At 70.7% G+C, this 15,986-nt stretch carries 11 protein-coding genes, 1 tRNA gene and 2 pseudogenes; 4 read left to right on the top strand and 10 right to left on the bottom strand.

Features of this window, described 5'->3' with window-relative positions; all coding sequences use genetic code 11:
• A pseudogene (locus GA0115234_RS34580) lies at positions 1–1,755 on the top strand (PAS domain S-box protein); the annotation flags it as partial.
• 81 nt (positions 1,756–1,836) lie between these two features.
• Here the strand turns inward: GA0115234_RS34580 and GA0115234_RS34575 are convergent.
• The 9 genes and pseudogenes from GA0115234_RS34575 to GA0115234_RS34535 form a co-directional block, all read right to left on the bottom strand.
• The gene (locus tag GA0115234_RS34575; protein ID WP_093549637.1) at positions 1,837–3,486 is read right to left on the bottom strand and encodes a long-chain fatty acid--CoA ligase; all 1,650 of its coding nucleotides are present in this window, start codon (positions 3,484–3,486) and stop codon (positions 1,837–1,839) included.
• A gap of 143 nt (positions 3,487–3,629) precedes the next feature.
• On the bottom strand, positions 3,630–4,301 hold the full coding sequence (locus GA0115234_RS34570; protein ID WP_093549641.1) for a SigE family RNA polymerase sigma factor: 672 nt from the start codon (positions 4,299–4,301) through the stop codon (positions 3,630–3,632).
• Positions 4,302–4,494: 193 nt separating this feature from the next.
• On the bottom strand, positions 4,495–5,661 hold the full coding sequence (locus tag GA0115234_RS34565; protein ID WP_093549635.1) for a lipid-transfer protein: 1,167 nt from the start codon (positions 5,659–5,661) through the stop codon (positions 4,495–4,497).
• The gene (locus GA0115234_RS34560) at positions 5,658–6,116 is read right to left on the bottom strand and encodes a MaoC family dehydratase (RefSeq protein ID WP_256088892.1); all 459 of its coding nucleotides are present in this window, start codon (positions 6,114–6,116) and stop codon (positions 5,658–5,660) included. The genes GA0115234_RS34565 and GA0115234_RS34560 overlap by 4 nt, the downstream gene beginning before the upstream one ends.
• A 2-nt stretch (positions 6,117–6,118) precedes the next feature.
• Positions 6,119–7,174 carry an acyl-CoA dehydrogenase family protein gene (locus GA0115234_RS34555; RefSeq protein WP_093549631.1) on the bottom strand — a complete coding sequence of 352 codons (1,056 nt, stop codon included), beginning with the start codon at positions 7,172–7,174 and terminating at the stop codon, positions 6,119–6,121.
• A 1-nt stretch (position 7,175) separates the two neighbouring features.
• Positions 7,176–8,155, bottom strand: a pseudogene (locus tag GA0115234_RS34550) (bifunctional MaoC family dehydratase N-terminal/OB-fold nucleic acid binding domain-containing protein).
• 23 nt (positions 8,156–8,178) lie between these two features.
• Complete coding sequence (locus GA0115234_RS34545) at positions 8,179–9,390, bottom strand: acyl-CoA dehydrogenase family protein (RefSeq protein WP_093549629.1); 1,212 nt, start codon at positions 9,388–9,390, stop codon at positions 8,179–8,181.
• Between the two features lie 204 nt (positions 9,391–9,594).
• The gene (locus GA0115234_RS34540; RefSeq protein ID WP_093549627.1) at positions 9,595–11,184 is read right to left on the bottom strand and encodes an ABC transporter substrate-binding protein; all 1,590 of its coding nucleotides are present in this window, start codon (positions 11,182–11,184) and stop codon (positions 9,595–9,597) included.
• Positions 11,185–12,046: 862 nt separating this feature from the next.
• Positions 12,047–12,121, bottom strand: a tRNA-Trp gene (locus GA0115234_RS34535).
• 475 nt (positions 12,122–12,596) lie between these two features.
• Here GA0115234_RS34535 and GA0115234_RS34530 point away from each other — a divergent pair.
• Positions 12,597–13,373, top strand: a complete 777-nt coding sequence (locus GA0115234_RS34530; RefSeq protein ID WP_093549639.1) for an NUDIX domain-containing protein — start codon at positions 12,597–12,599, stop codon at positions 13,371–13,373.
• Here GA0115234_RS34530 and GA0115234_RS34525 read toward each other — a convergent pair.
• On the bottom strand, positions 13,357–14,490 hold the full coding sequence (locus GA0115234_RS34525) for an XRE family transcriptional regulator (RefSeq protein WP_176729362.1): 1,134 nt from the start codon (positions 14,488–14,490) through the stop codon (positions 13,357–13,359). The genes GA0115234_RS34530 and GA0115234_RS34525 overlap by 17 nt on opposite strands.
• A gap of 783 nt (positions 14,491–15,273) precedes the next feature.
• Between GA0115234_RS34525 and GA0115234_RS34520 the strand changes: the two genes are divergently transcribed.
• Both GA0115234_RS34520 and GA0115234_RS34515 read left to right on the top strand, forming a co-directional pair.
• Entirely contained in the window at positions 15,274–15,576 is a 303-nt protein-coding gene (locus GA0115234_RS34520; RefSeq protein WP_093549623.1) for a hypothetical protein, read from the top strand.
• Positions 15,577–15,596: 20 nt separating this feature from the next.
• On the top strand, positions 15,597–15,908 hold the full coding sequence (locus tag GA0115234_RS34515; protein ID WP_141718524.1) for a hypothetical protein: 312 nt from the start codon (positions 15,597–15,599) through the stop codon (positions 15,906–15,908).
• Positions 15,909–15,986: the final 78 nt, after the last annotated feature.

The raw sequence follows: 15,986 nt of genomic DNA, 5'->3' as shown, positions 1-15,986 counted from the left end.
CCGAGGGCGCGCAGGGCGGCGGCCGCCCGCAGCGTGGCCAGACCGTGCCGCCGCAGGGCGTTCCGGCCGAGGGGCAGATGCCCGGTGCCCCCGGGCGGTCACCGCGCGCGTCAGGGCGGCGAGAACCAGCTGGCCCTGCCGTCCGCCCCGGCTCCGGCCGCCGGTCCCGAGGGGCCCGGTGACGGCGCCGCGCCCGGATCGCCGCAGGCGGCCCAGCCGACCGGACGGCGGGCCCGGCGGGCGCTTTCGGCCGGTCAGGAGCGGACCGACCGGGCCGAGCCCGCAGGACCCCGTACCGCGTTCGCCCTGCCGCCGGCGGAGGCCGACCGGTCCCCGGCCCCGGCCGCCGAGCCGGACGCCTCGCTGCCCGGACGCCATGACGCCGTACGCGTCGCGCCGGGCGACGACCACACACCGCCGCAGGCGCATCCCGTGCCGACCGGCCGCCGCCGGGCCCGGCACGCCGAGGCCGCCCAGCAGCCCGGCCGGCCCGAGGCGCCCGCCGTTCCCGGCGAGGGGGCCGAGGAGCCGCCCGGCGACGGTGCGGAGCGGTCCACGGCCGGAGGGACCACGCACGCCACCGGCACCACGGCCGTCGCGGGCTCCCCGGAGAGCACGGAGGAGCACCCGCAGAGCCTCGCGCCCGTGCCGGACTCGCGCAGGCAGCCGCTGCCCGCGGAGGCCCCGGTGCCCGGCGACGCGTCGGACTCGACGCAGGGGCGCGCGTTCAGCGTGCGGACGCTCGGGCAGGGCGTGCCCTTCGCCCAGCACATCGCGCACCAGCAGAACCAGACGCTCGGCGGTGCCGGACGGCGCCGCAAGCTCGCCGCACCGCCGGAGGACGAGCGCACCCCGTCGCCGCCGTCCCCGGCCGTCCCCGGGCAGCTGCGCTCCGCGCCGGAGGCCGAGGGGCGGGCGTACGCGATAGGAGCGCCCGACGAGGGCGCCGAGGGTCCGGAGCCGCTGGACGGTCCGGGCGGCGCGGTCGAGGTCGCCAACCGTCCGTCGCCACGGCCGGTCGACGACGAGCTGCCCCCGGAGCCGCTGGACAACCCGCGCCGGCTGCTCGTCTGGCCCGCGCCCGATGTCTCCACCCAGCAGGCGCTGAGCGACCGCGGCTACCGGCCGGTGATCGTGCACTCGCGCGAGGAGGTCGACGCGCAGATCGCGGCGTTCCCCGCCGCGCTCTTCGTCGATCCGCTGACCGGGCCCATCACCCGCAAGGCCCTGCAGTCGCTGCGCCAGGCGGCGGTGGCGGCGGAGGTTCCGGTGCTGGTGACGGCCGGTCTGGGGCAGGCCTCGCGGGAGGCGGCGTACGGTGCCGACCCCGCCGTCCTCCTCAAGGCGCTCGCCCCGCGCGACAGCGAACAGCATCCGCCCCGGGTGCTGTTGATCGAGGAGCACGAGGAGATCGCGCTGGCGCTGACGGAGACCCTGGAGCGCCGCGGCATGCAGGTGGCGCGGGCCGCCACCGACAGCGAGGCGGTGTCGCTCGCCACCCGGACGCGGCCCAATCTGGTGGTGATGGACCTGATGCAGGTACGCCGCCGCCGGGCCGGCATCATCGACTGGCTGCGCGCCAACGGCCAGTTGAACCGGACCCCGCTGGTCGTCTACACCTCCGCCGGTATGAGCGGGGCGGAGCTGCCGAAGCTCGGCTCGGGCGAGACCGTTCTCTTCCTGGCCGAGCGGTCCACCAGCGAAGAGGTCCAGTCGCGCATCGTCGATCTGCTCGCGAAGATCGGTACGAACTGAGCGGCGCCGGGGCGGCACGGAGCAACGGCGTGGGCGGTACGGGAGGTTCCGTACCGCCCCCGGCGTGTTCCATGGGCCAGGTCAGAGCCGGGTGATGTCCAGCTCGCCCTCCGCGTACTGCCTGCGGATCACCTTCTTGTCGAACTTGCCGACGCTGGTCTTCGGCACGGCCGGAATGATCGTCCAGCGCTCCGGCAGCTGCCACTTGGCGATGCCGGACGTGGCGAGGAAGTCCTTCAGCGCCTCGTAGTCGGCGCTCGCGCCGTCCCTGAGGACCACGGTCGCCAGCGGGCGCTCGCCCCACCGCTCGTCCGGGACGGCGACGACCGCCGCCTCGGCCACATCGGGGTGCGCCATCAGGGCGTTCTCCAGTTCGACGCTGGAGATCCACTCGCCGCCGGACTTGATGACGTCCTTGGCCCGGTCGGTGAGCGTGAGGAAGCCGTCCTCGCTGATCACGCCGACGTCACCGGTCTTCAGCCAGCCGTCCTCGCTGAACTTGTCCTCGGGGCGCAGGTCCTCGCCGTCCGCGCCCCCGTAGTAGGCCCCGGCGATCCAGGGGCCGCGTACCTCCAGCTCACCGGCCGACTCGTTGTCCCACGGCAGGTGCTCGCCGCCGGGGCCGACCAGCCGCGCCTCGACGCCGGCCGGGAAGCGGCCCTGGGTGACGCGGTAGGGCCATTCCTCCTCCCCGGTCAGTCCGGCGGGCGGGTTGGCCATCGTGCCGAGCGGCGAGGTCTCCGTCATGCCCCAGGCGTGGCAGAGGCGGACGCCGAGCTTGTCGTACGCCTCCATGAGAGAGGGCGGACAGGCGGCGCCGCCGATGGTGACGCGGGCCATGGAGGTGAGGTCGCGCGGGCGGGCGGTGACCTCGGCCAGCAGTCCCTGCCAGATGGTGGGGACGGCGGCGGCGTGGGTGGGCCGCTCGCGCTCGATCATCTCGGCGAGCGGGGCGGGCTGGAGGAAACGGTCCGGCATGAGCATGTTGACGCCGGACATGAAGGTGGAGTGCGGCAAACCCCAGGCATTTACATGGAATTGGGGCACTACGACCAGAGTCGTGTCCTTGTCCGTCAAACCCATCGACTCGGACATGTTGACCTGCATGGAGTGCAGGTAGATGGAGCGGTGGGAGTAGACGACACCCTTGGGGTCGCCGGTGGTGCCGGAGGTGTAGCACATGGCGGCGGCCTGGCGTTCGTCCAGCTCGGGCCAGTCGTAGTGGGTCGGGCGGCCGGCTATCAGCTCCTCGTACTCGTGCACCCGGGGCGCCGCCCCGGCCAGGAGCGAGCGGTCGCCCGGCCCCGTGACGACCACGTGCTCGACCGAGGTCAGATGAGGGAGGAGCGGTGCGAGCAGCGGAAGCAGGGAGCCGTTGACGATGACGACCTTGTCGTCGGCGTGCCCGACGATCCAGATCAGCTGCTCGGCGGGGAGCCGGAGGTTGAGGGTGTGGAGCACCGCGCCCATCGAGGGGATCGCGAGGTACGCCTCGACGTGCTCGGCGTTGTTCCAGAGAAGGGTGGCCACCCGCTGGTCGCCGACGACGCCGAGCTCGTCGCGCAGCGCGTTGGCCAGCCGCGTCGCCCGCCGGCCGATCTCGGCGAAGCTGCGCCGCTGCGGCTCGGGTTCGCCGGTCCAGGTCGTGACCTGTGACTTCCCGTGAATGGTCATCCCATGGGTGAGGATGCGGGTGACAGTCAGCGGTACGTCCTGCATGGTGCTCAGCACGGCGTCCTCCCGGTGGGCGCTACGCGGCAGTAAGGTTCCGCCGATTCTGCGCGCATACCGCTTGGTATGTCACTAGTTCCGGGAGTACGAATCGGTCTCGCTCGGCAAAATCAGGTCGGCCGGCGCACCTCGGCCGCCCGGGGTCACCGCACCGGAGCGAGCTCCGGGTCCTCCCTGAGCTTGCCGAGCGCCCGCGACACCGCGCTCTTCACGGTGCCGACGGAGACCCCGAGCACCTCGGCCGTCTGGGCCTCGCTCAGGTCCTCGTAGTAACGCAGGACCACCATCGCCCGCTGCCGGTCCGGCAGCTTGAGCACGGCCCGCCACATCGCGTCGTGCAGCGACTGCCGCTCGGCCGGGTCGGGCCCCGGGACGGCCTCCTGCTCGGGCAGTTCGTCGCAGGCGAACTCGTCGACCTTGCGCTTGCGCCACTGCGAGGTCCGGGTGTTCAGCAGGGCCCGGCGGACATAGCCGTCGAGCGCCCGGTGGTCCTCGATCCGCTCCCAGGCGACGTACGTCTTGGTCAGCGCGGTCTGCAGCAGGTCCTCGGCGTCGCTCGGGTTGGCGGTGAGCGAGCGCGCGGCACGCAGCAGCACCGGCCCCCTCGCCCGGACGAAGGAGGAGAACGACGGATACGGGGCGTACGGGGTCCGCGGGGTGCGTGTGGTGCGCGGCGCGTACGTGCCCTGCGGTCCGTGCTGGCTGTGGGCGCCGTGCCCGGGGCCGTGCAGGGTGTGCGACAGGTGGGCCGGGTACGGCGTGTGTCCGGTGGCGGCGGCTCCCCCGGAGCTGCCCGTACAGACTGGCGTGGTCATGGCTCCACGCTAGAAGCGGGCGCCGCTCCGGGGATCGGCCCCAGGTCCCGAAACCGGGTCCGCCTCAGGGTGTAGGGGTGGGGCCTGCTCCACCTCCTGTAGGTGGAGTCGTCGTACCCGGGGCTCAGGGGCGTTCCCTGAGGTCCCGCCCGGCCCCGGACGCCGTTCCCGGGGCCGGGCACCCGACGGGCTCTCAGTCGTCCGTACCGAGGATCAGCCCCGAGGTGGGCACGCCGGTGCCCGCCGTGACCAGGGTCCTGGCCGCCCCGGAGACCTGGTTCACCGAGGAGCCGCGGATCTGCCGGACCGCCTCCGCGATGCCGTTCATGCCGTGCAGATACGCCTCCCCCAGCTGGCCCCCGTGCGTGTTCAGGGGCAGCGCGTCCGCCGCGACGAAGGCGGCCGCCTCGCCCGGGGCGCAGAAGCCGAACTCCTCCAGCTGCATCAGGACGAACGGGGTGAAGTGGTCGTAGAGGATGCCCACATCGATGTCGGAGGGGGCGAGGCCCGAGCTGCGCCACAGCTGCCGGGCGACCACCCCCATCTCCGGCAGGCCGGTCAGGTCGTCGCGGTAGAAGCTCGTCATCTGCTCCTGCGCCCGCCCGGCGCCCTGCGCGGCGGCCACGATCACGGCGGGCGGCCGCCGCAGGTCCCGGGCCCGCTCGGCGCTCGTGACGACGATCGCCTGTCCGCCGTCGGTCTCCTGGCAGCAGTCGAGCAGCCGCAGCGGTTCGACGATCCACCGCGACGCCGCGTGGTCGGCCAGGGTGATCGGCTTCCCGTAGAAGTACGCGGCGGGGTTCCTGGCCGCATGGCGCCGGTCGGTGACCGCGACATGACCGAAGGCGTCCGGCGTCAGCCCGTGGGCGTCCAGGTAGCGCTGGGCGGCCATGGCGACCCAGGAAGCCGGGGTGAGCAGCCCGAAGGGCAGGTTCCAGCCGAGCGCCGCGCCTTCCGCGGTGGGCTCCCGCTGCTGCACACCGGACCCGAATCTGCGCCCGGAGCGCTCGTTGAACGCGCGGTAGCAGACGACGACGTCGGCCACCCCGCACGCCACGGCCAGGGCCGCCTGCTGCACGGTGGCACAGGCCGCCCCGCCGCCGTAGTGGACGCGGGAGAAGAACGACAGCTCACCGATCCCGGCCGCCTGCGCGACGGTGATCTCCGGGCTGGTGTCCATGGTGAAGGTGACCAGGCCGTCCACATCGGCGGGGGTCAGCCCGGCGTCGTCGAGGGCGGCCCGTACCGCTTCGACGGCCAGCTTCAGTTCGCTGCGGCCGGAGTCCTTGGAGAACTCGGTGGCGCCGATCCCCACGACCGCCGCCCGGCCGCCGAGCGCATCGGCCCTGCGCACACTCATGCCGCCCCCTCCGCGTCGTGTTCCGTGCCTTCCGCGGTGTACTCCGCCCTTTCCACGACGTACTCCGCCCCTTCCGCGACGCCGACGGTCACCGTGCCGGTGACATGCCTGCCGAGGCCGTTGGACCCGACGACGGCCACCTCGGCCGTCCCGTCGTCCGCGACAGCGGTGACCGTGCCGGTCAGGACCATGGTGTCCCCGGGGTAGTTGGGCGCGCCCAGTCTGATGGCGACCCTGCGGAGCACGGCGGACGGGCCGAGACGGTCGGTGACGTACCTGCCGACCAGGCCGTTGGTCGTCAGGATGTTCATGAAGATGTCCGGGGAGCCCTTCTCCCGGGCGAGCTCCGCGTCATGGTGCACGTCCTGGTAGTCGCGGGAGGCGATCGCGCCCGCCACGATCAGGGTGCGGGTCACCGCGATCTCCAGCGGCGCCAGTGCGTCACCGGCCTTCACCTTCACTCCGTGCCCTCCTTCACCCATTCCGTGCCCTCCTTCACCAGCGACTCACCGAGTTCCTGAAGCACTTCGCCGCCGCATCCCAGATAGGCGTCGAGCTGCCGCCCCCAGAGGAAGTGGCGGTGCACGGGGTGGTCGAGGTCCGCGCCGGTGCCGCCGTGCAGATGCTGTCCGGCGTGCACCACCCGCTTTCCCGCCTCCGAAGCCCACCAGGCCGCGGTCAGCGCCTGGGGCCCGTACGGCAGCCCCGCGTCATGGCGCCAGGCGGCCTCGTACGCGGTGACCCGGATCGCCTCGGTGTCCATATGGGCGTCGGCGGCGCGCAGCAGGACGCCCTGTTTGGTGGCGAGCGGGCGCCCGAACTGCTCCCGGGTGTTCGCATGGGCGACGGCGCGCGCCAACGAGCCGGCGCACACCCCGGCCTGCAGTCCGGCGAACGCCGTCCGGCCCGCGGCCAGCACCGCCCCGTACGCCCCGGCGCCGCCGAGCCGCTCCGCGGGCGCCCCGTCCAGGACGAGCCGCGCCGCCGACCACGGCGCCGTGGTCTCCACCGGCTCGGTCAGCACACCGGGGTCGCCGGTGCGGACGATCCACAGCCGCCGCTCCCGGTCCGGGACGAGGACGAGGGACGCGTCCCGCAGCCACGGCACGTACGGCACACCGCCGCTCAGCCGCCCGCCGCCGTCGGCCCGGATCCCGCCGCGGGACGGGAAGGCCCCGGTGGCGACGGCCGTGCCGTCCCTCAACGACGGGAGCAGCCGCTCCCGCTGCTCGTCGCTGCCGTGCCGGGCGACGGCCAGCAGCCCGTACACACAGCTCGCCGCGAAGGGCACCTGCGCCGTCGTGCGCCCCTGCTCCTCCAGCAGGAGCACCAGGCCGAGCAGCCCGGTCTCCTCGACGGCGGCGGTCAGTCCGGCCGCGCAGAGCTCCTTCCACAACTCGGCGTCCGTCCCCGTGCCGGCCACGGCCAGGCGTTCGGGCGTCGACAGATCGCCGAAGATCCGCGCCGCGAGCCCCTGCGCCGCGGCCTGCTCCTCGGTGGGTGCGAAATCCATGTCAGCCCTCGCCTCCCCGGAAGACCGGAAGCTCCAGATCGGGGTCCGTGCGCAGGAATTCCAGCCGCACCGGCATGCCCGTCCGCACCTTGTCGTACGGTACGCCGATGACGTTGCTGACCATCCGCACCCCTTCGGCCAGCTCGATCAGCGCCACCGCGTACGGCCCCCGGCCCCGTCGGCGCCGAAGGCCGGGAAGGGCGGGTGGTGCATCACCACATGGCTGAAGACGGTGCCCTCGCCGCTCGCCTCGACCGTGTCCCACTCCTGACAGCCGCAGGCGTTGCAGCCGGGCAGCCAGGGGAAGCGCAGCGTGGCGCAGTCGCCGCAGCGCTGGATCAGCAGCCGGTGTTCGGCGACGCCCTGCCAGAACCCGGCGTTGTCCCGGTTGATCACCGGTCGCGGGCGCAGCCTCCGCCCTTCGCCGCGCGCCGCCCGTTCCGGCCCCGTCCTCCTCGGCTCCGGCCTTCTCGGCGCCGCCGGTGTGTACTTGAGGATCCGGAAGCGGTGTGTCCCGGCGCGTACGCCGTCCGCCCGGACGTCCATGCGCGTGGTGACGAAGTAGCCCGTCCCCAGCTTGGTGGTCTTCCACTCGGAGACCGACTCGATGACCGCGTCGAACGTGATCCGGTCCCCGGGCCGCAGCGGCCGCAGGTACTCCTGCTCGCAGTCGGTGGCGACCACCGAGGTGTACCCCGCGCCGTCGAGCAGGCCGAAGAGTTCCTCGTACGCCGCGGAGCGGTCGGTGTGCCCCGAGAGGCCGCCCATCGTCCACGCCTGGAGCATGGTCGGCGGTGCGATCGCCTCCGGCCCCGAGTACGCCGGGTTCGTGTCCCCCATCGCCTCGCACCAGTGCCTGATCATCGGCTCGTTGACCGGGTCCTTGCCGGTGCCCGCGGTGGCGGCGGCCCGCCCCTCGAAGGCCTTGAGCCGCTCATACAACTTGTCGGGTTCCCCGGTCACCTGCCGCCCCTCGGGCATCTGCTCTCCCTCCCGCACGGCCGTCACCGCCTGCCCCTCCGCATGCCGAGCCGCATCGTCGCGACGATCTCCCGCTGCACCTCGCTCACCCCGCCCCCGAAGGTGTTGATCTGCGCCGCCCGGTTCATCCGTTCCAGCTCCCCGTCCCCGAAGGATCCGGGCGAACCGCCCCGTACGGTGCCCGCCTCCCCGGTGATCTCCTGGCACATCCGGTACACCTCGACGGCGCTCTCGGTCCCCGCGAACTTCACGCCGCTCGCCTCGCCCGGGGCCGGCGAACCCGCCCCGACGTCCCCCACCAGACGCCAGTTGAGCAGGCGCGTCGCCGCCAGCCGGGCGTACGCCTCGGCCAGCCGGGCGCGTACCCACGGCTCGTCGGCCGGGCGTGCGCCGGTCACCGGGTCGGGGGTACGGGCATGGGCGAGCGCCGCCTCGTAGAAGTCCTCGGCCTGCATCCCGATCGCCGCGAGGGCCACCCGTTCGTGGTTCAGCTGGTTGGTGATCAGCCCCCAGCCGCCGTTCTCCGGACCCACCAGGTTGGAGGCGGGCACCCGGATCCCGTCGTAATAGGTGGCTGTCGTGGTCAGCCCGCCCACGGTCTCGATCGGTGTCCAGGAGAAGCCGGGGGCGTCGGTCGGAACGAGGACGATCGAGATGCCCTGGTGCTTGGGCGCGTCCGGATCCGTGCGGCAGGCGAGCCAGATCCAGTCCGCGTTCTGGGCGTTGCTGGTGAAGATCTTCTGCCCGTCGATCACCCAGTGGCCGTCACCCCCGGCACCGTCCGGGCCTGCGGCACCGCCGCGCTCCCGCACCGCCCTGGTGCGCATCGCGGCGAGGTCCGTACCGGCCTCGGGCTCGCTGTAGCCGATGGCGAAGACCAGCTCGCCGCTGAGGATCCTGGGCAGGAAGTACGCCTTCTGCTCGTCGGTCCCGTACTTCATCAGCGTCGGGCCGACGGTGTTGAGGGTGACCATCGAGACGGGCGCGCCCGCCCGGTACGCCTCGTCGAAGAAGATGAACTGCTCGTCGGCGCCGCGCCCCTGGCCGCCGTACTCGACGGGCCAGCCCAGTCCGAGCATCCCGTCGGCGCCGATCCTGCGCAGCACGCGCCGCTGTCCGGCCGGGTCCCCGTCCCCCGGGGCCGTACCGGCGTCCCTGCCGGGCATCACCTCGCGGAAGTACGTGCGGAGTTCGGCGCGCAGCTGTCGCTGACGTTCCGTCTGGGCGAGGTGCACGGCGGCTGCCTCCCGGACACGGGCGTACGGATCAGGGTTTCTGACTGTCCGTCAGATACGTGTCGGCTGTCAAGGTCGGCGACGCCCCGCAGACCGCGCACATCCCGCGCATCCCGCGCATCCCGCGCATCCCGCCCCCGAAACGCGAAACGGCCCGTACGAGATGCCGTAGCACCTCGCGCGGACCGCGGCGGCAAGAAGGCCCTAACTCGCGCTGCTGAGCTCCCAGAACCGGAAGACGGTCGAGGTGTCCAGGCAGTTCTGCAGGCCCCGGACGTTCTCGTTGGCGACCGCGTACTGCTTTCCCTGCCAGAGCGGCAGGAGCGGCAGCTGATGCGCCACGATGTCCTGCAGCTTGATGAACGGCGTCCGGGTGTTCGAGCGGTCGGTCATGGACGAGGTCTGCGGGATGATCTGCTTGGTTATGTCGCTGTTCTCGTAATTGTTCGACAGGACATTGCCCTCGCCGAAGAACGGCTGGGTGAAGTTGTCGGGGTCGGGATAGTCCGGCACCCAGCCCTTCACGTAGATGCCGTACTTGCCGTCGGCGATGCCCTTCTCGTACTCGCCGAACGGGACCGACCTCATGGTGGCGTCGAAGAGCCCGCTCTCGTTCAGCTGGTCGGCGATGGTCTGGAGTTCGTCGTCGGTGGCGGGGCCGTAACGGCTCGGGGTGGACCAGAGGGTGAGCCGCACCTTGTCGCTGATGCCGGCGTCCCGCAGGACCTCCTTCGCCTTCTGTGGCTGAGGGCTGTCGCCGTAGGTGTTGAAGAAGGAGTTGCCGTGCCCGGTGATCCCGACCGGGACGATCGAGTAGAGCGGTGTCGCCGTGGACTGGTAGACCTTGCTGACCAGGGCGTAACGGTCGACGAGATAGGCGATGGCCTTGCGCACGGCGAGCTTGCCGACCACCGGGTCGGCGACGTTGAAGACCATGTGCTGGACTTCCGCGCTGTTCCCCTGCACCACGTCGATGCCGTCCTTCTCCGCGGTGGGCGAGGTGTCCAGGGCGGCGATCGTCTTGGCGGTGAGACCGCGGTAGGCGACATCGACGTCGCCCTTCTCCAGCGCGGTCTTGAGCTCCTGCTGGTTGCCCCGGTAGAGCTTCATCGTCACACCGGCGTTCTTCACCTCGGCGGTGCCGTGGTAGCCGGAGTAGACCGAGAAGTCGGCCTGCGACTTGTCTATGGACTCCAGCTTGTAGGGGCCGGAGCCGACCGTCTTGCCGCCCTTGAGCAGGCTGTCCTTGGGATACACCCGGCGGTCCACGATGGAGCCGGCGCCCGAGGCGATCTTGCTGGGGAACGTCGCGTCGGGCACCTTGAGCCGGAATACGACGGTCTTGTCGTCCGGGGTGCTGATCGACGAGATGGTGGAGAGCAAGGGGGCGGGGCCCGCCGGGTCGTTGATCTTGATCGCCCGGTCGAAGGAGTACTTGACGTCCGCCGAGGTGAGGCTGTGGCCGTTGCTGAACTTCAGCCCGTCGCGCAGGGTGCAGGTGTAGGTCTTGCTGCCGTCCGAGAAACCGCACTCGTCGGCGGCCTCCGGCACCGGGGTGGAACCCCCGGGCGGGAAACTCAGCAGCGACTGGAAGACGTTGTTGAACAGCAGCCAGGATCCCGGGTCGTACCCCGCGGCCGGATCCGTCGCCAGGATGCCGTCGGACATGCCGACGACCATCTTTTCCTTGCTCTCGAATGGCCAGATCTGGTCCTCGGAGCCGCAACCCGCCAACAGCACCGCCGCCAGTCCCACGGAGATCAGGGTGGCCGACCGCCTCGTACGAACCTTCACAGAACGTGCCTCAAACTCTCGGCCGGGAACGTGGGGGTCCCCGGACAACCGGATCAGGTCAGGAACAACTGCGAACGTCGCGACCGTCCAGCACTGTCAGCACGGCCGTGCGCGGTGGTGCGGACCGACAGCCTGCCGGGACATGGTGTTCACCAGGATTCTTCGTAGTGACCGGCTGCCGAATGACAGCTGATGAACGATGTAGAGCAGAACATGATCGGTCTCGTGGTGCTTTGACAATCTAGTAGGAGGGAGCGCTGCGTGGTGCCACATCATCCGACAAACATCATCACCGTCAGTCAGTACCGATGGCACAATTGGCTGGTTTCGAACTGTCCCGATCCACCACCCCGACCACCCGCCGCCCCTACCCCCCTGGTCAGGGAACTCCCCCCGAATAAACATGACTTACCCCACCCCACCACGGCCTCCGCACCCGCCCGTAGTACGTCCGGAACCCCCCGTACCACAGCCACGCCCGACCGAATGACCAACTCCCGGAAACAGCGGGCATTCAGGACAGTCGGCGGCAGGGACCGAGGGGCACGCACAGTCAACACACAGGCACAGCACAGGACGGCACGCGCTTGCCCGTGAGGTCCTGGAGAGGACCGGCGAATCGTCCGGACCTGGCTGAGCGACTCAGGGGCCTCGCAGATCCCGAACCCAGGAACGGGCACCACGAGCATCCTGAGGACGGCATCAATCCCGACGAGGGCTCGGTCGGTCCGGTCCTGGCCCGAGACGAAGCGCTATAGGGCCCTCGCCGCCCCAGCGCCATAGGCGTGTCCAACGCAACCAAGCCGTACCCGAGCACTTGGTCACCGCACGACGGACAAGCCGCGTACGACGGACGGGAAGGCGGAGCCGGCCGGATTCGAACCGGCGTCCTCGCAATTTTGGAGACCGCGCGCGACGACCTCTGCGCTACGGCTCCGCCCCGTCCGCCATCGTACGAACTCCCGCTGCCGCCCAAGTGCCCGCGCCGCTTCCCTGCCCGATCGGGCAGGGACGTGACGGGGAACCACGGTGATCGGCGGACAGCCCGCAAGCGAACAGCCCCCGACCGATTCGCCTGGTCAGGGGCCGTTCATCTGCGGTGGGTGTGGGATTTGAACCCACGGTGACATCGCTGCCACGACGGTTTTCAAGACCGACTGGCATGCAGTGGTCGTTCCCGCTCTGACCTGCACGTTCCCCGATCCGAGATCGCAATGTGGCGGTCCTGGCCCACACATGGCCCACGAGACCCGGAAACGGCGCCCTCTCGGGGCTTCACCCGCTGTCCGCTCGCGACCTGCATCCGAGGCCGGGCGATCCCCGGAGAAGAGGTTCACATGGCCCAGTCATCCGCTCTACTCCCCCGATACGCTGGCTACCACCAGCCGACGATCCGGGAGAGTGCGCAAAGGATGGGACCCAAGACGCAGAGGGTCTACGAGACAATTCGATCCTGGATCGAGTCGGGCCGATACGGCCCCGGCGACAAGCTGCCGTCCGAGCGGACGCTGACCGCCGAGCTTGAGATCGGCCGTACCGCGCTGCGTCAGGTACTCGCGCGTCTGGCGAACGAGCACTTCATCAAGGCTCACGACCGCAGCTCCTACCGGATCCTCGGCAGCGAGAGCGTTCCGACGCCGGCGGATATGGAGCCGTGGAAGATCCACGGCTCCCGCCACGTATACGAGAACCGCTGGGTGAATCTGGACCTGGTAGACGTCGAGCCTCCCGGCGTCGAGCGCTTCGAGCATCACGTCGTCAGGCTCTTCCGCGTGGCCATCACCGCCGTGATCGATGACCAAGACCGCGTGCTCATGCTGTGGCGCTACCGCTTCGTGCCGGAGCAGTGGGGTTGGGAGCTGCCGGGCGGAATCGTGGACGCGGGCGAGGATGCCGCCACCACTGCGGCCCGCGAGACCGAGGAAGAGACGGGGTGGCGTCCCGGCCCTGTCGAGCACGTCGTGAGCTACCAGCCGATGATCGGCATGGTCGACTCGCCGCACGAGATCTTTGTAGCCCGTGGCGCCGAGAAGGTCGGCGAGCCGACCGACGCCGAGGAGGCGGGCGAGATTGCCTGGATCCCCCTCGCCGACATCCCGCGCCTCATGTCGGAGGGCAAGCTCATGGGGTCGGGCACGCTCGTGGCCCTGCTCCACATCCTGGCATCCCGAGCTAGAGGCGACCGGTAAGGAGTTCCACCCGCTGGCGGAACCGCACGGAGCCCGTGCGGTTCGCCAGCAGCCTGGCCTTCTGGAGATGCGACCGCGCGTCGTCCAGCTCTCCCCGAGCCAGGTGCGCCTGGGTGAGGTCGCAGTACAGGCCGGAGTTCGCGCGCACGAAGGACTCGTCGGCACCGTCGAGCGACGCGTACAGCTCCTCCATCGCTGAAGGGTCGCCGAGCTTGGCGAGGACGTTCCCGCGCCACCTCGCCAGGTGGCCGCTGTTGAGGAAGATGCTCAGCATGTCGGCGTCACGCGTCTCGCCGTCATCGGGGAGGAGCGCGGTCGCCCTCTCAAGTGCCGACCGCGCTGCCGACTCCATCTCGGGTCCGGCGGCGGCGCACAGCTCGGCCTCAGCAGCGGCGAGCCACGCCCGCAGCCGAGGAGATTGCCGCTCGGGCTGGGTGCGCTGTGCGTCTCGCACGAGCTCGACTGCCAGCTGAGGTCGGCCCGCGTCCGCGAGGACGTACGCCTGCTCGCCCATGGCGTGCGCCAGGTAGAGCGGGGACTCAGCGTCTTGGGCAGCCTTCTTGGCAAGCTCGTACCTTCGCCACGCCCGATCCACGGCACCGGCGTCCAGCGCCTGCCACGCGGCGAGGGTGGACGCTCCCGCGAGTGCTGTCGCGATGGGCCTCCGCATCCCCGGCAGTACGGCGAAGGTGAGCGCCTCCTCCATGGCCGCCAGGTGGCCGTTCATCTGGTCGACCAAGCCGGTCGCACCCATCTGCCGATCCATGGTGCGAAGCAGCTCGGTCTGGGCCAGGAACGACGGGACCATTGACTCACTCAGAGTGCCCGCCGCGTCGATTCGGCTCAACAAGTCCGCGTATCCGTCCGCCTGTGGCTCGGCAGGCTCGGCCTCGCCCCGCAGCTCGGCATCCGTGGCGCCTAGGAGCGGCCGAAGGATCGCGGCGTATCGATCCGTGATGGTGCGTCGACCGTTCTCCCACTCAGAGATGTAGGTCTTGAGACTGGCCGGCGCGGCGATGTCGAGCAGCCGTTGTTCCGCGAACCGTCGCATCTCGTGAACCAGTCGATCCTGCGACCAACCTCGCGCGGTCCGGATCGCCCTTAACCCCTTAGCCACGCCGCCTCCTGTAAAGCCCCAGGTGAGAGCTGGTTAACCCTCCTGAGGTTAACCCCAGTTGGCTACCGAGACACCCAACTCAGGCCGTTCTCTGGAGGAGCACACCGACACGCAACCCGAAGGAGGGGTTGCATCTGGTGCGCACCAGATGTCAATCTATTGGTGCGCACCAGATAAGCCGAAAGGCCCGGGTCCGGTGTGCCCCAACTCAACAGCGTGATCCACCGCAGCACGACGGCCGTGACAGCACCGGCCGAGGCGAGTGGAGATCAGTCGGCCGAGAAGGGGCCCCCGTCACACCGGGGCCCGACACCTCAGATGAGGGACACGCCACCGACTTGAAAGAACCGCACGGCACACCTTGAAGCTGCCCCCTCAGACATCCGGAATCTCGGATCTCCCCGGATCGAGCAGCGCCGTGCGAACAGGAGAACCGAACTCCGCCCCTGCCCCTTTGGCCTACGGAGTCCTGATGTTCCTTCGAAGAATTTGGGCACCGCTCGCGCTGGACCGCCGCGACCGGTGACGCCCATCGCGTCCACCTGATCTGCCGCTGAAGCGCACCGGGATAGCCGGTGATTCGCGGACTCAGGCCACCTCGCAGCCGATGGCTGCGCCGGTTGCCTCCCCTGCTCGTCCGGGCTCCTTTTCGGGACGCGGACGAGCAGGGCTGAGGGGAGCCGGAACACCTCTTCCTGCTTCACCCGCAGACGGCGCGCGACCCCGGTGGTGAGACACCGGGGCCGCATTTCGGGCCGTCCCACCGCTAGGAGAAAACGACCCATGAAAATCATCGTCGCAGGTCGCGAACCCGTTACCGCGAACGAATTCATCGAGCTGGCACTCGGCATCGACGTCCAGCTCTTCACCGGTCCGGCCGTCGAGTCCGCGATGGAGCGGGCAGCGCGGCTGGACGTCGCCCACGAGGTCCTCGCGGAGCTCCGCGAGAGTGACCCGGAGGTCGCGGCCTACGCGGAGTCGCTGCTGCGGACGCTGCCGCTGAAGCGGCGTCCGGACGGCCGTCGCCCGCGCCGCACGGTCCGCCTGGTGAAGGGCTGCGCGGCCGGTTCGGCGGTGGCGGCATGAGCGTGTCGACGATGGGCCGCATGTCTGCTGCGATCAGGGTCTTGGCGACGCTGGCGGACCGGTTCCCTGACCTGCCGGCCGCCGACGCGGCGGTCTCCAGGATCTACGACACCCGGGTGGAGCTGTCCATCCACGACGGCCTCGGTCAGTTCGAGGCATGGCGTGCCGCCCTGGGCGTCGCCCCTGCCCAGGTGGTCCGGGGGACGCAGTGCGGAGGCGGACCCCTGATGTGGCTGCACGCCGACACCGTCGTGGACGGTGTCACCATCCACCTGGTCGGCTACGGGTACGTCCTGGCGGACCGTGCCGACAATCCGGCGGAGGTGGCGTGATGCTGCCTCAGGCGCGCATGGCAACAGGCGTGTACGGCACCTGGGAGCTGTACGTCCTCCTCGACGCCCCGACATGGG

The sequence above is a fragment of the Streptomyces sp. DvalAA-43 genome (assembly GCF_900091725.1).
GTDB lineage: Bacteria > Actinomycetota > Actinomycetes > Streptomycetales > Streptomycetaceae > Streptomyces > Streptomyces pulveraceus.
This window is presented reverse-complemented; position numbering and strand designations above follow the sequence as displayed.